Consider the following 23879-nt stretch of genomic DNA (forward strand, 5'->3'; position numbering starts at 1 on the left):
TTGATGTATTAAGGTTCAATACCCGTTTTACAACGTAAGGTGTTTTTATTTGTCTCACTTTTTTAGGTCAGTACCATCTCCGAGTAGCTCTTTTTTGACTGGATTGAATTAGATTTTCTTGAAAATAAGTGATGCGTTATGACCGCCGAATCCCAGTGAGTTGCTCATAGCGTACGTGATGTCCGCTTTACGTGGACCGTCTGTAATGTAGTCAAGATCACACTCCGGATCTGGATTCTCATAATTCGTTGTCGGTGGCAAAATCCCTTCTTGCAACGCTTTTGCAGTGAAAATCGCTTCCAATCCGCCTGCTGCGCCGAGCAAGTGACCCGTCATCGACTTTGTTGAACTGATTGCAAGTTTGTATGCGTGCTCGCCGAATACGGTTTTCGCTGCCATTGTTTCGAACAAGTCGTTGTAAGCGGTACTAGTACCATGTGCATTAATGTATCCGATTTCTGTTGGAGTGATTTCCGCTTGTTGAATTGCTTGCTGCATTGCGCGGACTGCACCTTCGCCTTCAGGAGCAGGTGCAGTAATGTGGTGTGCGTCCCCTGTTGACCCATAGCCCACTACTTCTGCATAGATGTTAGCACCGCGCTGAATAGCATGCTCGTATTCTTCCAAAATAAGGATCCCTGCGCCTTCACCAATAACAAATCCATCGCGTTCTTTATCGAACGGACGTGAAGCCGTGTTTGGATCAGGATTGAGTGAGAGTGCTGTGTTCGCACAGAAACCTGCGACAGACATCGTTGTGATCGGAGCCTCTGCTCCCCCTGTGATCATAACGTCTGCATCGCCTCTGCGAATGACTTCAAATGCATCACCGATCGAGTTCGTGCCTGATGCACAAGCTGTTACGGTGCATGAGTTAATGCCTTTCGCACCAAAGTGTATCGATACTTGACCTGAAGCCATGTCAGGAATCATCATTGGAACGAAAAACGGACTGACACGACGGTACCCTTTTTCTTGGAATGTAAGGAACTGTTTTTCGTGTGTTTCCATTCCGCCGATTCCTGAACCGATCCAGACACCTGTTCGCAGCCCCGTCTTTTCATCCAACTCTTCAAGGCCGGCGTCTTTCATCGCCATGATGGAAGCCGCCATTGCATAATGCGTGAAACGGTCCATTTTACGAGCTTCTTTTTTAGGCAAATACTCTTCAATGTCAAAATCTTTTACTTCTGCAGCTACTTTCACTGGGAATAACTCGGTATCTAGTCGGGTTAACGGCCCAATACCTGACTTGCGTTCAAGAACGGACTGCCATGATTCCTCCGCCGTATTTCCTACCGGGGAAACAGCCCCGATACCGGTAATGACTACGCGTCGTTTTTCCATTAGTTGAACTCTCCTTCGTTTCATAGATAGCATAGTTGCTTCCATCAGTGCGATTTATTGAAAATGAAAAACGCATTCACTTACTTGCCCCAGCGCATGCAGATGCCGCCCCAAGTGAGGCCACCGCCGAAACCGACGAGCACGAGAATGTCGTCGTCTTTCACACGACCCTCTTCAATGTCGTCATGTAACGAAATAGGAATCGACGCTGCCGATGTGTTGCCGTATTTGTGTACGGATTTGGACATTTTTTCAGGTGGAAGTCCGAGCCGTTCACGAGAAGCTTCCATGATCCGGATATTCGCCTGGTGAGGGATCAGGAAATCCACATCCTCTTTCGACAGACCCGCTTTCTCAATGACATTCACTGCCGACTCACCCATTTGACGGACTGCAAATTTGAACACTTCGCGACCATTCATCTTCAAGTAACGGTCTTGATAAAGATGCTCACCGCCTGTGCCATCCGCACCCAGTTCGAAAGCAAGAATTCCGCGATCTCCGCTCACTTTACCGACGATTCCCGCTCCAGCGCCATCTCCGAACAAGACAGCTGTGTTGCGATCTTTCCAATCAGTGATTTTAGATAATTTTTCCACACCGACTACAAGAACATAATCGTGTGTACCTGCTTCCACGAAATGTTTCGCAGTCACTACTCCATACATGAACCCTGCACATGCTGCAGAGATATCCATGGCTGCTGCATTCTTTGCTCCAAGCCGTGCTTGAAGCATCGTAGCTACTGAAGGAAACGGATGATCGGGTGTCACTGTCGCAACTAAGATCATGCCGATTTGTTCCGGCTGGATACCTGCTTTTTCAATCGCTTCTTTAGCAGCTTCGTAAGCCATATCTGATGTATCTGTACTATTGTCTGCAATTCGGCGTTCTTCAATTCCTGTGCGCGTACGAATCCATTCGTCTGATGTATCCATTCTTTTTTCAAGATCTGCGTTTGTCAGCACGTGTTCAGGGACATACTTGCCAATACTTAGAAGTCCTACACCCATTGCTCATACCCCGTTCCTTGTTATCTATTGTTAGTACCTGGTATCAATAATAGAGGAGTTCACGATTTTTTTCAACAATGGAGACACGAAACCGTCAAACTCTTTTGGGGACGTTGTAAATTAAGTTTCGAAACGAGCGTCGCTATGATATGATGAAAGGTGAAAAAGTATTCTAGAGGTGATTTCGATGAAGTTCGTCATGACATTTGTCTGGTCATTCCTATTGGTTTCCATGCTCAACTATGTAGCAGGCGCCATTGCGAACGTGCCAACGTTTGAATTTACAACTGGAATCATTGTCTCACTCGTATTGTCTGTGATGATTTTCGCGATTACAGCGATTATTCCGGACGAGCCAGTCGCAGAACATTGATTCATATGACAGTGAATGGGAAACTTCCCTTTCACTGTTTTTTTGTGCAGAAAGGGATGATTAGAGAGGATATTCGCTTTATGAGCGGATAGATTGGTGGTTTGCTTCATGGAACGAGCGGATTGGGACCCGGAACGAGCGGGTCGGGTCTCGGAACGAGCGGGTTGGATCCCGCAACGAGCGGGTTGAGCCTCGGAACGAGCGGGTTGAGCCTCGGAACGAGCGGATTGGGCCCTGGAACGGGCGGGTTACTCTCAGGAACGGGCGGGTTGGGCCTCGGAACGAGCGGGTTGATTCAATCTGAATGGTATGCATTGCGTGGGTAGAACAGATGCGTTCATTCCCATAAAAACAAGCCGCTTTTCGCATAACACGAAAAGCGGCTCGAACCGCTATTTATAATTTATCCACAGCCAAGGCTCCATCTTCCATCCGAAGGTGCAAACGCTGGCCTTCCGCTAAATCGCCTTTAATGACTTCCTTTGCGACCGCGGTTTCTACGTAGCGCTGGATGAATCGTTTTAGTGGGCGTGCGCCGAAATCCGCATCCGTCCCTTCTGCGACGACCCAATCGAGTACGGGTTCTTCATATGTCAACGGAATGTCCTGACCGTCCAATCTTCGCACGAGATCATCCAACATTTTGCGGGCGATTTCAACGAATGCGTTACCTGATAACGAATGGAATATGATAATGTCGTCCATCCGGTTCAGCAGCTCCGGTTTAAAGTGGTTGCGTAACTCCGACATCACTAAGTCCTCTGTCGCATGTTCTTCGGACTCGAACTGGCCGCTCATTAAATACTGTGAACCAATATTGGACGTCATGATGACTACTGTATTCGTAAAGCTCACGAGGCGTCCTTGACTATCCGTAATGCGTCCATCGTCAAGAATTTGCAACAAAATATTCGAGACATCGGGATGAGCCTTCTCGATTTCATCCAACAAAACAACCGAATACGGATTGCGGCGGACCGCTTCTGTCAACTGTCCACCCTCTTCATACCCGATATATCCCGGAGGTGCTCCTACAAGGCGGGATACACTGTGTTTCTCCATATACTCCGACATATCGATGCGGATGAAATGATCCACAGAGTCGAACAATGTCCCTGCAAGTGTTTTTGCTAGCTCCGTTTTCCCAACACCTGTCGGCCCTAGGAATAGGAATGACCCGATCGGTTTCTCAGGATCCTTAATACCGGATCGCGCCCGCCATACAGCTTCGGTCACAAGTTGAACTGCATTATCTTGACCGATGACTCGCTCTTTCAGCGTATCCCCCAATCGTAATAACTTCTCACGTTCGCCTTCCATCAACTTCGTCACCGGAATACCTGTCCAGCGCGCCACAATCATCGCAATTTCGTCCTCTGTCACTTCTTCGCGGATCAAACGGTTCTCTGCGCCACCCTTGAACTGCTCTTCCAGATCTTGCAGCTGATATTCCAGCCCTGGGATTTTACCGTGACGCAATTCTGCGGCTTTGTTCAAGTCGAATTTGTTTTCAGCATCTTCCAATTCACGACGATAGCGATCTAGCTTCTCGCGCACATCTTGGACTTCCTGCAGCTTTTTCTTCTCATTCTCCCACTGCTCACGCATCCCCGAAGAAGATTCTTTCAGTTCCTTTAATTCCTCACGTAAAGCAGCAAGACGGTTCTTACTAATCGGGTCCTTCTCTTTTGTCAGTGCCTGCTCTTCAATTTCCAGCTGCAGAATACGACGTGTCACTTGGTCGAGCTCTTGAGGCATCGAGTCGATTTCCGTACGGATCATCGCACTCGCTTCATCCATCAGATCGATCGCTTTGTCCGGCATGAAACGCTCTGTCAAATAGCGATCGGACAATGTTGCCGATGCAACAAGCGCCCGATCATGGATACGCACTCCATGGTGCAATTCAAAACGTTCTTTTAGGCCGCGTAAAATAGAAATCGTATCTTCGACAGATGGTTCGCGCACCATCACTTGCTGGAAACGCCGCTCAAGCGCAGGGTCTTTCTCGATATACATACGGTATTCGTCCAATGTAGTCGCACCGATACAATACAACTCGCCACGAGCAAGCATCGGTTTCAACATGTTCCCCGCATCCATCGCACCTTCCGTCTTCCCTGCTCCAACGATTGTATGGATTTCATCGATGAACAAAATGATTTCACCGTGACTATCCTTCACTTGTTTCAATACTGCCTTCAACCGCTCTTCAAATTCGCCGCGGTATTTCGCGCCTGCAATCAGGGAACTCATATCGAGTTCGTGAATTTGGCGATTTTTCAATCCTTCCGGTACGTCACCTTTTACAATCCGTTGCGCCAACCCTTCAACGATTGCCGTCTTACCCACACCAGGTTCACCGATCAGCACAGGATTGTTCTTTGTTTTTCTAGATAGAATCCGGATCACATTCCGGATTTCTTCATCCCGGCCAATTACCGGATCCATTTTTCCATTTTTCACTTCTTCTACTAGGTTGCGTCCAAATTGTTCTAATGGGGAACGCTGATCCTCTTGTACGCCATCCATTCTCATGAACCATCACCTCTTATATAGTTATTAGTTTATTCGACTTTGACTATCTTTGACTATAACTAGTATACCTCGCATTTTATCGTCTGTAAAGTCAGTTGCTTTGGAGATATTCGCTAGTATTTCCTTTTTAAACGGCAAAAAATCCGACCAGTGAAAAATTCACCAATCGGATTTGATATTGCTTAATTATCGGACACCAAGCGCCATTTTTGCATAACGTGACATGTTGTCACGTGACCAAGGCGGATTCCAGACGATATCGACTTCAACGTCTTTCACTTCAGGAAGTTCCATCAGTTCTTGTTTCACATTCGCAACAATTTGCGGCCCCATCGGACAACCGATTGATGTAAGTGTCATCGTAACCTTACCGATGCCGCCTTCAAGCAACTCTGCATCATAGACGAGACCGAGGTTGACGATATCTACACCAAGCTCGGGGTCAATCACGTTTTCAAGAACGCCCATCATGCTTTCTTTCATTTCATCAGCCATTGGAATTCCCCTTTCCATTTCTTTTCGTTGTACTCATCATAGCAAAATGCACTCAACCATTCAAATGGTCTGCAAGGAAGTCCACCGCACACAACATTCCCGGTCTGGAAACTGCGTGACCAGCATGCTCGTCCACCATGAATTCAAAGTCTTGCGGATGACCGATATAGTTCTCTTTTATGGCATTGTAGAAATGATGTGTCGGTTCAAACGGTACCATCGTATCGTTCATGCCGTGCCAGAAAAAGACAGATCGGTCGTTCAATCGTTCCGGATGCCGGGTCAAGTCGAAAACGTCAAGCGTGCTCAATAGTTTTTGAACATCTTCATCTTTCATCGGAAGCTTAAATCCTTTGTTCTCAAATTGCTTCATTTGACCTTTGGCAAGTTTCACGTATCCCGGAGTTCCCATCATGACTGCTGCGCTTTGGATCCATGGATATGCTGCCAGACATCCAAGAGTTGTGATACCTCCCATGGATGTACCTGAAAATGCAATTCGATCGGACTCCAACAACCCTTTTTCTTTCAATTGCTGATGCAAAACCCCTGCTTCTTCTATGGAAGTCAAGACGATTTCCCAGAATCGCAAGCTGAGCTGTACTTCATCGAGCGATTCGGACCGGACACCATGAAGATGTGCTTCAGGCAATAACACACGAATCCCTTTTTTCGCGAGATTGAATGCGTAATGCAAGTTATGTTCTTTCGCACTCGTAAATCCATGGAAGAAGATGACGACTGGCATCTCAGAAGATTCCTGCTGTTCATCCACAATATGCAATAGGGGGATTGTGTCCCATTTTTCTTCTCTAATATTCATCCGCGACACCTCGTTTTTGTTTAATTGAGCATACCAATGTTTTTCTAAAAAAACAAAAGTTGCGCACGGTTCATTACTTTTTGACTTGCATGCGACTGAAAGGATACACTTGAATGAGGAAGGAGGCGTTTTGCCATGAAACCTCATTTAATTGCCCTCGATTTGGACGGAACGTTATTAAATGATAAAAAAGTGATCTCAGAAAAAACGCTCGCTACACTTAAACAGGCTGAATCGGAAGGCCATCAAATCATGATTGCGACGGGGCGCCCCTATCGCTCAAGTGAAGTCTATTACCGTCAGCTAGGTCTGAAAACACCGATTGTCAACTTCAACGGAGCGTTCGTGCATCACCCCAATGATCGGTCATGGAAAACTGTCCATGAGACGATTGACTTGACTGTGGCTAAGGAAGTCATCGATGCCATGCAAGATTTCAACTTGAAAAATATCGTGGCGGAAGTCAAGGATGACGTCTACTTGCATTATCATGATGAAAAGTTGCTCGATATCTTCAGTTCAGGCAGTCCAAACATCCAAGAAGGTGACATTCGTCAGTACCTTCAAGTGAATCCGACCAGTCTCCTGATCCAAGGCGGTGAGGGGATGGCAGATCCGATCCGCAAGCATTTGGAAGAAGTACACGCCGAAGTCATTGAGCATAGACGCTGGGGAGCTCCTTGGGAAATTGTTGAAGTCATTCGCCATGGGCTCAACAAAGCGGTTGGAATTTCCAAAGTTTCGGAGTGGATTGGTATACCACAAGAACGAATTATTGCGTTCGGAGATGAAGACAATGATTTGGAAATGATCGACTATGCGGGAATCGGTGTTGCAATGGGCAACGGGATTGACCAGCTGAAATCGATTGCGAATGAAGTGACCTTGACGAATAACGAAGACGGTATTGCCATAATGTTACAAGAACGACTCAATTTAAAGACTTCATAAAGCGATTGGAGGATTCTCATGAAAATTTTCGTAGACAGTGGTTGTGACCTGCCGAAATCATATTTGGATGAACATGATGTGATGCTGCTACCTTTGACAGTGCTGCTGGACGGGAAAGAGTATCAGGATATCGTGGATATCGACTCAAAAGAAGTATTCCAAGCGATTCGTGCTGGCAAACAACCGAAGACTTCTCAAGTTTCCCCAGATCGAGTGCTGGCTTTGTGGAAGGATTTCGCCGAGACCGGGGAAGATGGAATCTATATTGCATTCTCATCCGAGTTGTCGGGTACATATCAGACCTCTGTCATGATGCGGGATCAGGTGAAAGAAGGCAACCCACGCATGAACTTGATTGTCGTGGATACACGCTGTGCGTCGCTCGGCTGTGGTTTAGTCGTCCAAGAGGCGGTCCGCTTACGGGATGCGGGAGAAGATGTGCGGACAATTGAGCGCAAAGTCCGCAAAATGGCAGGCAACATGGAGCACTTGTTCACAGTGGAAGATCTCGACTATCTCGCTAAAGGCGGTCGCGTATCGAAAGCGAGCGCATTTTTCGGCGGACTGTTGAACATCAAGCCATTGCTCCATGTGGAGAGCGGTCGATTGGTGCCGATCGAGAAACATCGAGGGCGTAAAAAAGTGTTCCGCAGAATTCTGGAGCTCATGGAAGAACGCGGAGATACGGTTTCCGAGCAAGTGATTGCAATTAGTCATGGAGACGACGAAGCTGGGGCAATCGAGTTGCGGGACCTGATCGAAGAAAAGTTCCATCCAAAAGAAATACAGATCCATATGATCGGTTCCGTCATCGGCTCACATGCTGGTCCAGGAACCCTCGCTGTATTTTTCTTGAATAAACAATAAAAGGAGATCAGTCGTCACTATCCATTGACGACTGATCTCCTTTTTCACTTGTTTCAATCTCACTTCTTCGCTGCCGCTTTTCGTTCTTGACGTGCTTTACGACCTTTTCTCCAAACCGCCCAAAGGAAGCTCAGGAACAAGACGTATACCATGATCGATGCAATCAGATAAGGGATATTGAACCCTTTGTCTTCTTTCACTAAATAGATCTCCGCCATTTCACGATCCAAAACGACGTGGTATTTGTCGTCTTCGGTTTCCACGATTTGGTCACTATCCAGCAATCCTCGCAATCGTTTCTTACTTCCGATTTCTTCCGGATCTAGTGAATAGCTTTGCGTTTCCGAAGTATTATTGATGGCAATGATCCATGTTTCTTCATCATCATAGATCTTATACACTATATACCCATCTTTGTTGTGCAACATTTTAAATTCCCCGTTACGGAGCGTCTCCGATTGGTTCCGAAGTGAATTCAAATTCCCGATAAGCTCTTTCAATTCCATATCCGTTTTGAAGTTAAACAGCGGATGACTTTCAGGCGCTTCTTTCCCGTTCACCGCAATCTCAGTTCCATACGGCATGACTGGAATACCAGGCAACGTAAATAGAGCAGTGACAGCTACTTTCCAACGAGTCGGCGGGAACATTCGCTGTTCCACAATGTCATACGTGAAGCGCGATCCCGTCAACTGATCGAATTCAATCAAGTCATTTGAATGATCCTTTTCGAAATGATTCATCGGAGAAGAATCCGGGTCTACACGAACGAATGATTCACGTAATGCTTCCATCGAAGAATCGTTCGGCTTTGCGTCCACATCAGCATCTGTTTCTTCACCAGACAAGACATACAAATCAGGTGAACTTTCTTTTAGTGCAGTAATGAATTGATCGAGTACTTCTTTGGAATATCCTTCCGTTTTCGTCAGACGGATTCCGTCCAACTCATAAGTTTTTACAAAGTCGACCATCGTCTCTTCAAGGTTACGCTGCACATCAGCATCGTCCGCTTTCCAGTCGATGGTATTCCCTTCACCTTTCGTAAACTGCAGTTTGCTGGCCCATACGTGATTTTCACTGACTCCAGCTAGCGGGAAATCCGCGATGACGCGCACATCCTTCTCATGCAATTCTTTCAGCATCGATTTGAAGTCTTCTTCTGTTCCAAAATGTTCATCGAATTTTGTGTAATCCAACACTTCATTACCGTCATATGTAGCGGTTTTGAATACAGGCCCGATGGAAACAGCTGTGAAGCCCATATCTAAGATATGCTGCAATCGAAGGGAAATCCCTGCGAAATCTCCGCCATTAAATGCAGAAGGATCTTGAGCATCCGCACCTGCATCATTTCGCCCGTCTCCATTATTAAACCGGTCCACAAGTAAATCGTATATGCTTTCGTCCTTCAACGTCCGCTCCGCCTTCGCAGAAGCCAAGCCTGGATGTGCAGTAGTCCCTAGTAATAGCATCATCATCAAGATGCTAAGTATTCGTTTGACGTTCACTCAAAAAGCCTCCTTCTATAATGAATCCGCGTGATATGGTCTCATGGGATATGTGGTCAATCTCGAAATTTGATCATAACTCACGGATTCCGCTCATAAATCTCGAAATTTGATCATAACTCACGGATTCCGCTCATAAATCTTTAAATGCGATCATAACTCATCACTTAATACTACCAAACCACACTAAGCGTCGCCATGGTTTATGAAGAAAACTGAAACCCGCATACATAAATAAGTCAATCCTGTGAAAATGGCATAACAAAACCCGCTGAAATAATTTCAGCGGGCTCCTGATTTCATTCTACTTCGTCACGATCTTCTATCGATCTCATTCTCCGAGATGTGACAACTACTGAGAGTGCGAACAGGATCATGATGCCAAACAAGGCTAGCAAAACAGTCCATCCGACCATCCGAATTCCCCCTTAGTTGTACATCCAGCATTACGAATTAGAAGAGTTTCAATCCAAATGGTAAGTGGAAACCAAGTGCTACTGTAATCAGTACTGAAACGGCAAACAAAATCCAAAATAATTGAGCAGATTTGTTTTTCGCCTGACGAGCAAATACCATTTCCATCATTCCAATTGTCACAATACCGAAGATGAATTTAATCCCGTACAATGCAGCGTCACCGCTCATAAATTTGATGAACAATGCTAATCCAGTAATAATGATCAAGATGTAGAATACTCGTACTACCATCTTCATGATTTTACGGACTTTTGAGTCGAGTGGTTGTGTCGCAGCAATTAAAAACACAATTATTCCAACAACCCATGAGAAGATGTGTAAGTGCGTTGAGCTTGTTAAAAAATCCATTTAATTCACCTCATTCAAATTTCATGTTCATGCCTCATCTTACCATATAAGTCGGACGAGGCAAAATAAGGGACCTTTACTCGAAGTAGTTCACGAGTGTTCCAATTCCTTCTACAGACACTTTCACTGTGTCTCCTGCTTTCAAGTAACTTGGTGGATTCATCGCTTTACCCACACCTGCTGGAGTGCCAGTCAAAATGACATCGCCCGGCTCAAGTGTGACAAACTTGGAAAGCTCCGCAATGATTTCATCGATTGGGATGATCATGGAGCCTGTATTGCCGTTTTGACGTACCTCATCATTCACTTTTGTGACAATCGACAAATTGTGTGGATTCGGAATTTCGTCTTTCGTCACAATGTAAGGGCCTAGCGGACAGCTTCCATCGAGCGTCTTTCCAAGGAAGAACTGCTTGCGCTCTGCCTGCAAATCACGTGCAGTCAGGTCATTTGCAATCGTATAACCGAAAACAGCATCATACGCCATCTGTTTAGGAATGTTGCGACCGCCCTTTCCAATGACAACCGCAAGTTCGCCTTCATAATCCAGTTGACTTGTCACACCTTCATGGACAGACAACTTCTGTTCATCCGCTGCAATCGCAGTATGAGCTTTCGTGAAGATCATCATTTTTTCAGGAGCACCTTCTCCACCCATCTCAGAAGCGTGATCGGCGTAGTTTTTACCGACACATAGGATGTTTTTAGGCGTGCGTGGAATTGGAGCCAACCATTCGATGGCCTCATAGGAATACTTGAAAGTCTCCGCATCTTCATGGGCACGTGCTTGTTCACATAACGCACGTATTTTTTCCACAAAATCCATACCGCCAGCTACGCCTTCAGCAATCGACGCCGGGAAGTTCTGCACTCCAACTGCCGCAGCAATTTTCTGTACATCCCATACGGCTTCCTCTTTTTTCACTTTAGGTCCGAATAATGTCTTCCCGTCATACTTGAACGAAAGTAGTTTCATTGAGTTGTCCATCCCTTCCATCATTGGTTTGCATTACGTACAGTTACGACACGCGTCGTCATTTCTCCTTTTTATTCGATAAAATAGTGCCATACGTACCGATTCGCCATATCCATTCGAGAGGGCCCATTTTGTAGCGGGATAGCCACAAGTCCGCAAGAAGCGCCTGGACGACAAAGATTCCAACAGCCATAAGTGTTCCTGTCAAAATATCCACTTTACCGTACATTCCGAACCCATAATTGTAGAAAATGAGTGTCGCAATGACAGATTGACCAATATAAGTCGTCATTGACATACGGCCTGCCTTAGCGACCGGACGGAAACCTTTCGTGAACCATGGTATCGTGCAAAGGACCAATACAAGCGCCCCATAACCGATGGCCACAAGGGGACCGCCGAAATACGTTTGAACGAGCTGCATTGAATAATGTGGGGCGACTAAAAATGGCAATGCTTTTAACAACACCCCGATGACTAGCGCACTGATGCCCACAACCACGAGGCGGCCCTTCAATTCATTAGCACGTTCGAAAATTTTCCATTTTGCAAACGCAGCACCGATCATCATGAGCGGCAAAATCATGAATGGAGTTAATAATAGGTTGGCACCACTCACCAATAACCATTCTTTCGCTCGGAATGCAAGTGCCGCCAAGTAGGTCCCATGCCCATACACTTCAATCGATTCCTGCAGCTGCTGAATATCGGCAAACTCAGAAAGTGAGGCGTCTCCGATAAATTGTTCACCTAAGAACAACATTCCTGTGAGCAACCCATTCGGCACGATGTAAAGAGCAAGAGCCCCGAAGAATAACCACTTTGGAGGTACCCTCACGAGTGCGATCATGACGAAGCCCATCATAGCGTATGTGAACAGAATATCCCCCGACCAGATGAAGAAGGCATGGATCAGTCCGAACAGTAGCAAGATGAACATCCTGCGAACCGCCACAGGACCGAATGGGGACTTCTGCAGTAACGATTTTTCATATTGCATACTTAGTCCATACCCGAAAAGCATGGCAAATATCGGATAAAAACTCGCTTCTATGAAAATATCCAGCCACATGAACGACAATCCTTCCCCATTGTCCGCAAACCAGCTATACGGATCCATATACATATATGGGGAGTGGAATACGAGCATGTTGGCGATGAAAATACCTAACAATGAAAAACCTCGAAGCATATCGAGCGCTTCAATACGTCCGGCATCGCCGGTTGGTAGTCTAGTCAAACTGTCTCCTCCTGAACTGTCAGTGCGCGACCTTCATCAAATAAATACAACAGCATTTCTTTTATTGTCACGTGTGTAATGGATTCAATCGCGTTTTTATACAAGTTAAGCTGCACGCGATACCGCGATCTCATCTCTTGATCGATTGCTTCTTCAGACGCGAACCGCCCCTTCAGGCGATCGGTTTTATAATCCAATAACACCCATCCGTCCGGTTCTTCAAACAAGCAATCCGCAATCCCCTGTAAAATCTGAGAATCGCCATCGGCTCCAGCATATGCATATGTGAACGGCAATTCCTTCAAGACACGCGTCGCTTTTTGCATCCGTTCCGCTACCGACGAGACCGCAAACTGCACAATCGCCTCCCGGTCCAACGCCTTCACTTCTTCTTTGGTCAACAACTGCCGCAGCAACAAATCGTCCAAAAGCACTTCCACACGTTCATGATCCTTTGTAGTCGCCAAGTCGATATGCTGCATCACAGTATGCATTGCCGTCCCAACTTCCGCTGCGCTGATCGCCCGTTGTTGTAAAAATACGGGCCGTGCGTGCAAGTAGGCTTGACTCACTTCTCCATTTCTACTTGCAAATGGATCGTTCAAAGTCGACTCCGCCTCAAGTTGCGCAACCCTTTTCAGTTCCGTCACAGAAACTTTGGAACGCTTGTTAACAGATGCCTGATGCGGATACTCATACTCAAACCGCTCAGTCACTTCTGCCAGAAGGGATGCATTTACAACCGGGATCGGCAACTCTTCTGATTCGGATAAATCCTTTATATTTTCCGGCTCAGCTAAAGACTCACTGAAATAGGAAACCGGCAGGGCGCTGATATTCCATTTGGAAGGATGGTCTTTCACCATCGCGCCTTGCGTCGTTCCGAACTTCCTGAAATCCGCATGACGCGCAACAGCTGGACCGATCCAATCCAGATATCCATTTGCACGTGACCGCATATAATCCGGCAATCGGTCTCCTGGATCGACGAGCTGTGCGTCTTGCCACTTCGTCATCGACTTCTCAATATCCTTTACCGTCGCGACCAACTCCAACTGTTCTTTCGCCCGCGTCATCGCAACATAGAGAATGCGCATCTCCTCTGAACGCATCTCCAACTCTTTCTGCTCTTTCATTGCGAGAAACGGCAAGGATGTATACATGATCCGTTTATCGGGGTCAATCGCCTTCACTGCAAGACCGAAATGCTGGTCGAACAAATAAGGTTCGTTGAAATCCATTTTGTTGAACTGTCTGCCCATGCCTGCAACAAACACATTCGGAAACTCCAACCCTTTCGATGAGTGAATAGTCATAATACGTACGACATCTTCCTTTTCACTTAAATAACGAGCTGCTCCGAGATCATCCCCGCGTCGCTGCATTCTATCGACAAACCGTAAAAACCGGAACAATCCACGGAAGGATGTCTTCTCGTATTCAATCCCCCGGTCATGTAGCGCGCGCAAATTCGCCTGGCGCTGCTTGCCGTTCGACATGCTGCCTACCATCTCATAGTAATTCGTATCGGTGTACACGTGCCAAATGAGTTCCGACAACGATCCCCGCCTTGCTAGATTCCTCCACTCTTCCAACATAAGCACGAACCGCTGCAGCTTTTGCTGGGTTTCAGGAGCCATTCCAGATCCCTTCGTTGCGATGAACGTCTTCAGCGCTTCATAATAAGGGGCGTTCTTCGCAGCGAGACGCACTTGTGCCAACTCATTCTCCGTCATGCCGACGAACGGCGCACGCAGTACGGACGCCAGCGGAATGTCTTGATATGGATTGTCGATGACCCGTAACGTATTCAACATGATCGTCACTTCAAGCGCATCGAAATAGCCGCGCGATAATTCCACGTAAACAGGGATTTCGGCACGCTTGAACTCCTCGGCAATTTCAGCAGACCACGTCATCGAACGCATGAGAACAACAATATCGCTGTATCGGATCGGCCGCTTTTCCCCACTGAACGCATCGCACACTTCATGCCCATCCGCCATCCACTGGCTGATTTTCTTCACCATGTACCGCGCTTCCGCCTGGGAACTCTTCAGATTTTCCAAGTCCTCCGATGTTTCGTCCTCAAACTCTTCCTCTTCGGAGTAAAGGACTGTCAAATGTGCAGCCGTTTCCATCTCCGGATAGCGCGCACCATACTTCAAGGCTGCAGCCTCATCGTATTCGATTTCACCTACACGCTCCCCCATGATTTGCGAGAAGATGAAATTCGTCGCATCCAACACTTCTTTGCGGCTCCGGAAATTCGCATTCAAATCGATCTTCAAGCCTTCTTCGATGGAGTCTTCTGTGAAACGTCCGTATTTCCCTAGGAACAAACCTGGTTCCGCAAGACGGAAACGATAGATGGATTGCTTCACATCTCCCACCATGAACAGGTTGCCGTCTGACTCCGTACCGCTTTTCACGAATTGAACAATCGCTTCCTGCAACAAATTCGTATCTTGGTACTCATCGACCAACACTTCTTTGAATCTCGATCGATAATCCATCGCAATATCGGATGGTACCAGGATGTCCCCTTCGCGACTCGTCAAAATATCAAGGGCGAAATGCTCAAGATCCGAAAAGTCGACAATCCCTTTTTCCGTTTTGACCGCGCGAAAGCGATGACCAAATTCTATGACCAATTCAATGAGCGTATTCATCATCGGCGCCATCAAACGAATTTCCGTAAGCAGCCGGGCAGGTGTGCGGACGAAATACGCATCTTTTATTCCGGTAACAAGCTTCTTCACCGAATCTCTCAACGCTTTCGCACGCTTCGCGAGTTCTTCATCACACGAATCCTTCTTCACTGCACCCGCTTTCACCCATACGAGCTGTTGGAAAAATGCATGGGTCTGTTCCCAAGTCCCCGATGAGAGTGTACGGATCGCTTCGGTGATCCAAATGAGATCCGCTTCCGCAGTCTTAACAAGCGGCGCCGGCCCGTCAGGCAACTCCGCGATTCGTTGCATATCCGTCGCAAGTGCAGCCGCTTCTTCAAGCTTTTGTTGGATGGCAGATTTCAAGGGGGCGATGAATTCCAAGTCATCGATCGTAATCTCATCGCCAATTTCGTATTGCTTTGGAATTTGCAGCAGCCATGATTCAAGATCAGGATGCACTCGGGAATAGTCGTACAGCCGGTCGATCAATAATTCCAAGGACTGGTCATTCCTATCAGATGTGAAACTATCCGCCAATCGGTAAACCGCTTCCGGATCTTCTGAGCTATAGGCATCCTCCAACACTTCGGCAATCGTATCGTCGCGCAGTAATGCCGCTTCCGTCGGATCCGCAATGCGGAATCCAGGATCGATGTCCAGTAAATATGCATATTGCCTCACGACATTCAAACAGAAAGAGTGCATCGAAGAAATTTGAGCTTTGTTCAGTAGACTGAGCTGTTTCCGCAAATGCGGCGAATCCGGATGCAAGGCAATCGCTTCTTCCAGTGCAGCGCCCATACGATGACGCATTTCAGCAGCCGCCGCGTTCGTGAACGTAACGACGAGCAATTCATCGACGTTCATCGGATTTTTCTCATCCAGCACTTTCTCGATGAGCCGTGTGATAAGTACTTTCGTTTTACCGGATCCAGCAGCAGCAGAGACGAGAATGTCACGCCCTGAGGCGTAAATCGCTCTCCACTGTTCGTCTGTGAATGTCACGTCACTCGGTTTCGGTGGTATGTGCATCGCTTTCAGCCTCCTTCCGCATTTTTTCGAGCGACTCTTTAGCCGATAGTTCAGCATAATTCCGGTACTTCGCATCGGGGTCGGTCGTGTCGAACTGGCACACCCCTTGATATGGACAATGAGTACATGGCATCCGTTCCTTCAAGCGATACGGATACACCCTTGCATCCCCTGCAAGCATCGCGTCACCTGCTTGACGGTGACGTGAACGGACCGCCCCCCGCAACAATTGCATGTCGTCAGGTGCAAGCACTTTAGAAGTCGCATAGAACGAACCATCTTTCTTCACACGCGCCGGAATGATTTTAGACGATTGTTCAATGTCGCTGTCCATCTCTTTTACGACAGATAAATCCTCAAGTACATACCCTTTCATCGAAAACGATTTCAGCATCTCTTCTTCAACGGCTTCTTCCGTCAGCTCCTGGATGCTGCGTACCATCGGATTATGGACGTGGACATACAACATCCCGGCAGGATCCGCATGCACATGCAGCCAATCGTCGGAATGTTCGAGTGCAACGTCCAAATATGTCAGCATTTGCAGCGATAATCCGTAATACACTTCTGTCAAATCAAGCGCTTTCGATGACGATTTATAATCGACAATACGGAGATAGGTCTTGTCATTGACGTTCGATGCATCGACCCGGTCGATCCGTCCGCGCAGATTCATCTGCCCTCCGCGTTTCAACGGGATTGACAATGGCGGCATCTGCTCACCAGGTCCGAATCCGACTTCAACTGCGATCGGTTGGAAACTCGATGCACTCGCTTGACTCCTGAGAGCAAACAACGTCCGCTGAATAATGCCTGTCAGCTTGCGTTTAATGTAGACGTGACGACTCGTGGACAGTAAAATCCGGTGGAAGAAATAGGGTGCGATTCCGTCCACCGCTTCCCTTGCCAATCGGAAGCAATCTTCTTTCGTCAGTCCGGCCCATGTTGCGCCTGTCCGCATGATTTCATCGGAAACCCATTTCAGTGCCGCGTGGAAAAGATCCCCGATCGCCGGTGCCTCCAACGTGAATTCCGAACGCTCCCGTAACCCGAGTCCATACGTTGCGAAATGCTGGAATGGACAACTGTAATACGATTCGACACGTGATACGCTCGATGACATCGTTTCACCGTATAGCCCGTTTGTTAAGTCAGCCGTCAAACGCTCCGTTTCTGTTCCGTGCTTCCGTTTTCTTTGAATACTAGTGAGAACCGATGCCCAAAGCGGATCGGCTTCATAATACGCAATCACCGCCTGCCATAGCGGGGATAAACCTCTAGCAGTTTCTGCATGTCGCAGTTGCGCAGACGCATAGGGCAATGTGGATCTCGGATGGCTGATGTACGGCATTTCATCCGCATCATCCAGCAACTCCAGTGGGTCTGCCACTGCAATTTCCACATTCAACCCTTCGAATAATTGCCCAAGCCTAGGAATATAGAGTGAAGGTATGAGTGCTTTTCCTGCTTCATCCGCAATCGGATACGACACAGTCAATCCTTCTGATGCCGCAGTGAACGCACGATATGCTTTGTACGATTCGTCCATCAAGCGTGATTTTGCAGAAGGGGCCAGTTCGAATCCGACCGTTTCAAACCACTGTCGATCGGAATCCGATATAAGCCCTTCATTGTCAATACGTTGCGGCAATACGCCATCATTCGTCCCGATGACAAACACTTCGTCAATGCTTAAAAATGTCGCGAGATCGATCGTCATGACCGTCACTTGGTCAAGCGATGGCGGAATGCGAGCGAACTCGAGCGTATCGAATCCTTCATCCAGCACCCGCACCGCATCTTTCGGCGCCATCTTGACATCTCCGAACATGAGGACAAACTGATCCAGGACATTGATCCACCCCGTCCACGCCTGTTCATGTTCAGATGCGCCAAGCAATCGTCCTGCGCGCTCTTCCTCAGCACGGAGGTCGATGATTTTATCGTAAACATGGAGTTCTTCCATGAACGTAAATAAGGCCTCTGCAGCTTGTCTGCCGTTTTTTGCCGCTTTCAATTTTCCCCCGAAAGATTCCAGCGGCCCGCGGATCAGGTCGCGGACACTATGCAATTCTGCTTGCATCGCAAGTTCTTCGTCTGTCTGGACTTCGGTATGCAGTTCAAGACCCCGATACTTTTTCACCCGCCATCGAACCTCGTCAAACCACCGGTGCCCATGGATACCATGGGCGAGTACATAGTTTTCCAAGCGATCTGCTCGTTCCCGCCAAATTTGTCGATCTTCTCCGTGCGGGAAGAACAAATCCGTTTTCACGGCACGGAAAATCGCTTCATAAGACCAATTTCCTGTGACCGCCTCCAGCACTGAACGTGAAAATTCAATGAGAGGGTGGTGAAGCATCGGCTTTTTCTGGCTGATGAACACTGGAATGTCGTACAGCGGAAAAATAGTATGGATCAACTCGTCATAGACTTCAGGCTGACGATACAAGATCGCCATATCGTTATAGCGCTTTCCGGACATCGCAAGCTTACGGATGGAACGCGCCACTGCGTGCATTTCAGCACGGCGGTCCGTCGCTTCAATCACCCGGACATCTCCGCTGCTCACTTGCTGCGTTGCCGGATAGTTATCGAATTGAGCTTCCAGGTGCAGCACATCCGGATTACGGAATCTTCGTGCAATCGTAAGTCGCACTTCCGGTTCGATGTCTACCGATTCCTCACGTGCAATTTCTGAAATGATCTGTTTCGTTCTCATAGGACTGAAGAATAGCTCATGATCTTCTGTTGCTTGGCCCTCTTCGTCAATCGGGAGTGCCACAGTCACGCGTTTTGCAAATTTCAAAAGCTCCCGGATGATTTCATGCTCACGGTTCGTCAATAGTTCGAAACCATCTATGTAAATATCCGCTTCCTTAATGTATGAAGAGAACTGGACTTGACCGGAAAGCATTGCTAAATGTCCTTCGCTATCGACGTACGTTGTCCCGAGACGTTCTTCCACTTTGGCAAGCAACAGCGACAAATCGCCTGCTTTATCAACCAAAGTACGTGGCGCGGACGCAGCGGTCAACTGCGTATGCAGGTCTGCAAGTGTGGTGTGGTCGAGACAATACCGGCTGAACTCTTTCAACACACCTTCCACTTGCTCGGTGAACCCCCGCTTATCCGCAGCTTGGCGGAACAGTTTGAAGTCTTCACGATTTTCTTCGAGCACACTGCGAATGAGCATCCGATAACCGAATCCATCCACTTCGCGTCGAGTGATTCCGCCCGTTTCTTGCAGCACACGCCAAGCCAGACGTTTGAACGTCAACACTTGCGCACGGACCATTCCGTTCAATCCGAATCGGGCGGCCAAACTATGTTCCAACGAGTACGACATTTGGTCCGGTACAATCAATACAATCGGTGCGCCTAGCGGATCTTGCTGGAGTGATTCCACAATTTCTTGCTCGACCCTATAGGTCTTTCCTGTCCCCGAGCGTCCAGTTATAAATCGCAGCGTCATCTGATAGCCCCTCTCTCGTATTACTAGTCTTCTCATTGTAATTGTTTTCGCTGGAAGAATCAAAGTTTGAGAGGTCTTTTTGCGAATGAATGTTCGTATTACGAGTGAGGGCTGCAGTTGCTGGGTGAGAGATGAAATTTCGTGGAATGCTGCGTCGTGCGGGGTTCGTTTATAAGCGTTTATTTTATTTTATGATCAGTTTTTGAGGTTTATGATCATATTTTGGGAGTTATGAGCGTTTTTCCACATTTATGATCACATTTCCAGGTTTATGATCATTTTCCGCGGTTTATGAGCGATTTCGTACTTTTATGAGCGCCAGGCGATTCGCCCCGATTTTATTCAAAAAAAAGCGCTCCGCAAAAGCGAAGCGCATCTGAATCCTTACTTTTCCTCCCAATGCTTGTTCCCATCCCATTCCCTTGCGTGTCGCTCGACTTTCTTATTCAAACGCCGCTCAACATACTTGCCGGCCAGCCACAACAAAAGAATGACCGCTCCGACAATCGCGGTACGAATCGGTTGTGTCAGCAATGCTTTCAAATCGTAGCCTACAAAACTGATCATGAAAATCATGACAAATTTTCCGGCCATCAAAATCATCAAGTAATAGGTCTTCCTCATGTTGGACAATCCCGCGACTAAGTTCACGAGGGCAGAGGGTGTAAATGGAAAACAGAGAAACAAGAACAGCGGTCCGAATCCATTGCTCTCCACCCACATAATGAGCTTTTTCACTCTTTTATGCTTGGTGATAAAATTCAACAAACGACTCTGGCCATACTTCCGGATGATCAAGAACACAACATAGGAACCTACTACCGTCCCCCCCCACGAGAGGATGAAGCCTAACCACAAACCATAAGCAGCGGAGTTGGCGAAGACGAATACAAATAACGGAAGAAAGGGCAAAAACGACTCGATGAACGGCAGTAGAATGCCTAGGAACGGTCCGAATGCCTTATATTGTTCTGCAAGTTCTGTAACTTTATCCACACTTAGCCATTCTTGCATCTCGAGTCACCCCAACCTTATTCTCTCTTTTTTAACCATTCGAAGATTCAGTCTTGTTGTCTCTAGCAGTTGTAGTATAATCACTAGTATTGAAAATCATTGGAAAGCTGGGATGTGAAATGGAACGCAGTGAATTTAATAACGGCCTTCGCGCCGGTCTCAGCATCGCCATCGGGTACTTCCCTGTTGCATTGACATTCGGCCTACTCGCCAAAACAACGGGGCTCTCCTTACTCGAAGCGACTGCGATGAGTATTTTCGTCTATGCAGGAGCCGCACAATACATATCGCTCAGCTTGATAACAGCGGGCGTGGATCCATTACTGATCGTCATGAATACGTTCATCGTCAATATCCGTCACTTCCTTATGACGGCTTCACTGAACGAAAAGATGCAACCCGCGCCAAAGGCTGTCAAAGCGGCGTACGCATTCGGCGTCACGGATGAAACCTTTTCCGTCATCGCAACGAGCAAGCAGGACAAAGTATCGAGTGCCCATGCGTTTGGTGTCATCGCCATCGCTTATGGGAGTTGGGTGATTTTCACTGCCTTAGGGCATGTCATCGGCGCAAACTTACCGCTCTTCCTGCAAGCCGCCATGTCCATAGCACTCTATGCCCTTTTCATCGCGTTGCTTGTCCCATCGATGAAAGGCAATCGAAAAGTCGTTTTACTCGCAAGCCTTGCTGCAATCTTGCATTGTTTCTTTTATTATACCGGATTATTATCGACCGGGTGGGCAATTCTTGCGTCTACCTTACTATCTTCTGTCATAATCGAACTCGTTTATACAAAGTACGGTCGAACCCTGATTCCAACTGTTGAAAAGGAGGAGAGCTGATGGGCCCAACCTATTGGTGGATGCTGTTAGGAATGGCGCTGGTGACGTACATTCCCCGCATGATTCCACTCGCGATACTCGATGGGAAAAAGCTGCCTCCCTTCGTCACAGGGATTTTAAGTAATATCCCGTATGCCGTACTCGGTGCATTGATTTTCCCAGCAGTGTTCTATGTACAGGAAGGCAACTTCGTATTCGGGTTAATCGGTGCTGCGACCGCATTTCTCATCGCCATCTCCGGTTTCGGACTGATGACCGTCGTCCTCGGAACAATCGGCGTACTCGCAGTCTACAGTTTGTTTATGTAACCCCTTTGAACCTATCATACCCAAAAATCACGGTTCTCATACTTATAGAATAGAAGAAACGAAAAAGCCTCACACACTAGTGCAAGGCTTTTTCGTTATTCACGGAGATCTTCATTGGATCGCCGATGGGAATTTGCGACCATTCGATTCGCAATCCAAAATCCCATCGTCAACGAAAACGCATCTGCCACGTAAAGCATCCAATTATGCGTATATCCTGCATATACGGAGGCGGCGATGAGTGCAATCGTCAGCACCAAACCGACAAGCTGATGAAACGTGACCCTCGTAAAGAACACGACGAGAATCCCGGGAATGAACAACGCCATCACAAGTTTTGTCGCTAAACTTTCCACTCGATACCGCCCCCTCTCTGTCTATCATCGTACGAGTAACAATCCGAGCTGATAATGATCATGACGGTACAACACTTGCTGCATGAGACGGACTTCTCCGTTTCGATCCGCCACTTGCAAACGGCAATGCGCTGCATTCACTTGGATTGCATCATACAATTCCTTATCATTCGCAACGTGCATGCCGTTCACTGCACGAATGACTTCACCGGGCTTCAATCCGAGTTTCTCAGCAGGTGAGCCTGGAAGTACCCCTGCGATGACAACCCCTTTCGCACTCGGTGAAGCTGCATAGCCGCCGCTGCGTTCTTGAACAGCTACTATAATCGTCAGCACAGTCCGTAGAATCACACCGATCACCAATGCTCCCCAGCCGATCAATGGCTCATAGAGTGCACCGAGTCCAAGCGCCGTCACAGCGATTCCCGTCCAGATCACCGACTTTCCAAGTTTCGGAAAGACTTCATCCGGAAAGCGCTTGCGGGCAATTTGGCTAAAGCCGATCAATACCGGCACAGGAACGAAGCTGAATGATTCCGCACCGAGCTTAAACTGTGGCCAATACGGTACATAGGCGGAAATCATATCGCCAGGCACCAGTAAAACAATCGGCAGCATCCAAATCGTTTTCACTTTGAAGACCGCTGCACGGAGGCCTCTGCTCGTCTTCTCCAGATGGGGCGACGCATACTTCACCGTGGATTTCCGGATAAGTGACCCTTCTGCTATCAGCAACAATCCCGCTATCACCGGAATTGTAATCGCCAATTGACCAAGCAAATCCACGTCCTGCAGTGACCATCCGCGATATGAAAACGTTCTCCCGGATTGCTGCCACGCAACCAATCCGAAAAATGCGAGTGTCGTTGCGTAAATCGGAGACCCCCACTGATAATAGAAACTGACAAGAACGATGAGCATGACAATGGAAAATAGCACAATCCATCCTGCATCTGTCACGAATCCGATTCCGCTGAGCAGGACGGACAAAATGAGTGCATGCAGCCATGTATCTGCAACGAGCCGTCTCAATTCCGTGAGCCCTGGCAATTTACGAATATTGAAGTCTTTCCGTTCCCGCTTGACCCTCCTATATCCGAGCGCAACCGCAACGAGGAGAATCAGCAAGAATAGTGGATTCAAGAAAAATACTGCCACCGCTTGTAAGACGTCGAACAACCAATTCTCTGACACGTTCTATCACACTCCAATCCAATC

20 protein-coding genes are annotated in these 23879 nt (G+C 47.5%); 6 read left to right on the top strand and 14 right to left on the bottom strand.

What is annotated here, in order from left to right; all coding sequences use genetic code 11:
• Positions 1-108: 108 nt before the first annotated feature.
• Together fabF and H9659_RS15080 are read right to left on the bottom strand one after the other, a co-directional pair.
• On the bottom strand, positions 109-1347 hold the full coding sequence (gene fabF, locus H9659_RS15075) for a beta-ketoacyl-ACP synthase II (RefSeq protein WP_191692138.1): 1239 nt from the start codon (positions 1345-1347) through the stop codon (positions 109-111).
• A gap of 80 nt (positions 1348-1427) precedes the next feature.
• Positions 1428-2360, bottom strand: coding sequence for a beta-ketoacyl-ACP synthase III (locus H9659_RS15080; RefSeq protein ID WP_191692140.1), 933 nt, complete (start codon positions 2358-2360; stop codon positions 1428-1430).
• Between the two features lie 187 nt (positions 2361-2547).
• Here H9659_RS15080 and H9659_RS15085 point away from each other — a divergent pair, with 187 nt between their 5' ends.
• Both H9659_RS15085 and H9659_RS15090 read left to right on the top strand, forming a co-directional pair.
• Positions 2548-2733 (top strand): DUF2929 family protein, encoded by a 186-nt coding sequence (locus H9659_RS15085; protein ID WP_191692142.1) that lies wholly within the window; start codon positions 2548-2550, stop codon positions 2731-2733.
• A 101-nt stretch (positions 2734-2834) separates the two neighbouring features.
• Complete coding sequence (locus H9659_RS15090; protein WP_191692144.1) at positions 2835-3059, top strand: hypothetical protein; 225 nt, start codon at positions 2835-2837, stop codon at positions 3057-3059.
• Positions 3060-3129: 70 nt separating this feature from the next.
• Here H9659_RS15090 and H9659_RS15095 read toward each other — a convergent pair whose 3' ends face one another.
• The 3 genes from H9659_RS15095 to H9659_RS15105 all read right to left on the bottom strand — a co-directional run bounded on the left by H9659_RS15095 (position 3130) and on the right by H9659_RS15105 (position 6589).
• Complete coding sequence (locus H9659_RS15095; RefSeq protein ID WP_225217886.1) at positions 3130-5271, bottom strand: ATP-dependent Clp protease ATP-binding subunit; 2142 nt, start codon at positions 5269-5271, stop codon at positions 3130-3132.
• A gap of 186 nt (positions 5272-5457) precedes the next feature.
• A complete protein-coding gene (locus tag H9659_RS15100) occupies positions 5458-5766 on the bottom strand; it encodes a metal-sulfur cluster assembly factor (RefSeq protein WP_191692146.1) in 309 nt (102 codons plus the stop codon).
• A 52-nt stretch (positions 5767-5818) separates the two neighbouring features.
• Positions 5819-6589, bottom strand: coding sequence for a prolyl oligopeptidase family serine peptidase (locus tag H9659_RS15105; protein ID WP_191692148.1), 771 nt, complete (start codon positions 6587-6589; stop codon positions 5819-5821).
• A 135-nt stretch (positions 6590-6724) separates the two neighbouring features.
• Here H9659_RS15105 and H9659_RS15110 point away from each other — a divergent pair, with 135 nt between their 5' ends.
• Together H9659_RS15110 and H9659_RS15115 are read left to right on the top strand one after the other, a co-directional pair.
• Complete coding sequence (locus H9659_RS15110; RefSeq protein WP_191692150.1) at positions 6725-7540, top strand: Cof-type HAD-IIB family hydrolase; 816 nt, start codon at positions 6725-6727, stop codon at positions 7538-7540.
• Between the two features lie 18 nt (positions 7541-7558).
• The gene (locus H9659_RS15115; protein WP_191692152.1) at positions 7559-8407 is read left to right on the top strand and encodes a DegV family protein; all 849 of its coding nucleotides are present in this window, start codon (positions 7559-7561) and stop codon (positions 8405-8407) included.
• Between the two features lie 59 nt (positions 8408-8466).
• On the opposite strand, the gene H9659_RS15120 is transcribed toward H9659_RS15115, so the two are convergent.
• From H9659_RS15120 to H9659_RS15150, 7 genes are all read right to left on the bottom strand, one after another.
• Positions 8467-9918 carry an alpha-amylase family glycosyl hydrolase gene (locus H9659_RS15120; RefSeq protein WP_191692153.1) on the bottom strand — a complete coding sequence of 484 codons (1452 nt, stop codon included), beginning with the start codon at positions 9916-9918 and terminating at the stop codon, positions 8467-8469.
• A gap of 453 nt (positions 9919-10371) precedes the next feature.
• Positions 10372-10743, bottom strand: a complete 372-nt coding sequence (locus H9659_RS15125) for a YisL family protein (RefSeq protein WP_191692155.1) — start codon at positions 10741-10743, stop codon at positions 10372-10374.
• 76 nt (positions 10744-10819) lie between these two features.
• Entirely contained in the window at positions 10820-11719 is a 900-nt protein-coding gene (locus tag H9659_RS15130) for a fumarylacetoacetate hydrolase family protein (protein ID WP_191692157.1), read from the bottom strand.
• 58 nt (positions 11720-11777) lie between these two features.
• Positions 11778-12959, bottom strand: coding sequence for a DUF418 domain-containing protein (locus H9659_RS15135; protein ID WP_225217887.1), 1182 nt, complete (start codon positions 12957-12959; stop codon positions 11778-11780).
• On the bottom strand, positions 12956-16666 hold the full coding sequence (gene addA / locus H9659_RS15140; protein WP_191692159.1) for a helicase-exonuclease AddAB subunit AddA: 3711 nt from the start codon (positions 16664-16666) through the stop codon (positions 12956-12958). The genes H9659_RS15135 and addA overlap by 4 nt, the downstream gene beginning before the upstream one ends.
• Positions 16641-20141, bottom strand: coding sequence for a helicase-exonuclease AddAB subunit AddB (gene addB / locus H9659_RS15145; protein WP_191692161.1), 3501 nt, complete (start codon positions 20139-20141; stop codon positions 16641-16643). Before addB ends, addA begins: the two co-directional genes overlap by 26 nt.
• Positions 20142-20525: 384 nt before the next feature.
• The gene (locus H9659_RS15150) at positions 20526-21155 is read right to left on the bottom strand and encodes a TVP38/TMEM64 family protein (protein ID WP_191692163.1); all 630 of its coding nucleotides are present in this window, start codon (positions 21153-21155) and stop codon (positions 20526-20528) included.
• A gap of 119 nt (positions 21156-21274) precedes the next feature.
• On the opposite strand from H9659_RS15150, the gene H9659_RS15155 reads away from it, so the two are divergent.
• Together H9659_RS15155 and H9659_RS15160 are read left to right on the top strand one after the other, a co-directional pair.
• The gene (locus H9659_RS15155) at positions 21275-21997 is read left to right on the top strand and encodes an AzlC family ABC transporter permease (RefSeq protein WP_191692165.1); all 723 of its coding nucleotides are present in this window, start codon (positions 21275-21277) and stop codon (positions 21995-21997) included.
• On the top strand, positions 21997-22305 hold the full coding sequence (locus H9659_RS15160; protein ID WP_191692167.1) for an AzlD domain-containing protein: 309 nt from the start codon (positions 21997-21999) through the stop codon (positions 22303-22305). Before H9659_RS15155 ends, H9659_RS15160 begins: the two co-directional genes overlap by 1 nt.
• Before the next feature lie 95 nt (positions 22306-22400).
• Here H9659_RS15160 and H9659_RS15165 read toward each other — a convergent pair whose 3' ends face one another.
• Together H9659_RS15165 and H9659_RS15170 are read right to left on the bottom strand one after the other, a co-directional pair.
• Positions 22401-22661 carry a CsbA family protein gene (locus tag H9659_RS15165; RefSeq protein WP_191692169.1) on the bottom strand — a complete coding sequence of 87 codons (261 nt, stop codon included), beginning with the start codon at positions 22659-22661 and terminating at the stop codon, positions 22401-22403.
• A 24-nt stretch (positions 22662-22685) separates the two neighbouring features.
• Positions 22686-23855: a PDZ domain-containing protein gene (locus H9659_RS15170; RefSeq protein WP_318240744.1), complete on the bottom strand. Its 1170-nt coding sequence runs from the start codon at positions 23853-23855 to the stop codon at positions 22686-22688.
• Positions 23856-23879 lie beyond the last annotated feature (24 nt).

It is taken from the genome of Sporosarcina gallistercoris (assembly GCF_014836415.1).
GTDB lineage: Bacteria > Bacillota > Bacilli > Bacillales_A > Planococcaceae > Sporosarcina > Sporosarcina gallistercoris.

Bases quoted from the DNA above. Each gene is read 5' to 3' on its own strand.
- H9659_RS15125 (WP_191692155.1), bottom strand. From the start codon at position 10,743: ATGGATTTTTTAACAAGCTCAACGCACTTACACATCTTCTCATGGGTT.
- H9659_RS15095 (WP_225217886.1), bottom strand. From the start codon at position 5,271: ATGAGAATGGATGGCGTACAAGAGGATCAGCGTTCCCCATTAGAACAA.
- H9659_RS15130 (WP_191692157.1), bottom strand. From the start codon at position 11,719: ATGAAACTACTTTCGTTCAAGTATGACGGGAAGACATTATTCGGACCT.
- H9659_RS15160 (WP_191692167.1), top strand. From the start codon at position 21,997: ATGGGCCCAACCTATTGGTGGATGCTGTTAGGAATGGCGCTGGTGACG.
- addA (WP_191692159.1), bottom strand. From the start codon at position 16,666: ATGCACATACCACCGAAACCGAGTGACGTGACATTCACAGACGAACAG.
- addB (WP_191692161.1), bottom strand. From the start codon at position 20,141: ATGACGCTGCGATTTATAACTGGACGCTCGGGGACAGGAAAGACCTAT.
- H9659_RS15110 (WP_191692150.1), top strand. From the start codon at position 6,725: ATGAAACCTCATTTAATTGCCCTCGATTTGGACGGAACGTTATTAAAT.
- H9659_RS15080 (WP_191692140.1), bottom strand. From the start codon at position 2,360: ATGGGTGTAGGACTTCTAAGTATTGGCAAGTATGTCCCTGAACACGTG.
- H9659_RS15115 (WP_191692152.1), top strand. From the start codon at position 7,559: ATGAAAATTTTCGTAGACAGTGGTTGTGACCTGCCGAAATCATATTTG.
- fabF (WP_191692138.1), bottom strand. From the start codon at position 1,347: ATGGAAAAACGACGCGTAGTCATTACCGGTATCGGGGCTGTTTCCCCG.
- H9659_RS15105 (WP_191692148.1), bottom strand. From the start codon at position 6,589: ATGAATATTAGAGAAGAAAAATGGGACACAATCCCCCTATTGCATATT.
- H9659_RS15150 (WP_191692163.1), bottom strand. From the start codon at position 21,155: ATGCAAGAATGGCTAAGTGTGGATAAAGTTACAGAACTTGCAGAACAA.
- H9659_RS15085 (WP_191692142.1), top strand. From the start codon at position 2,548: ATGAAGTTCGTCATGACATTTGTCTGGTCATTCCTATTGGTTTCCATG.
- H9659_RS15155 (WP_191692165.1), top strand. From the start codon at position 21,275: ATGGAACGCAGTGAATTTAATAACGGCCTTCGCGCCGGTCTCAGCATC.
- H9659_RS15100 (WP_191692146.1), bottom strand. From the start codon at position 5,766: ATGGCTGATGAAATGAAAGAAAGCATGATGGGCGTTCTTGAAAACGTG.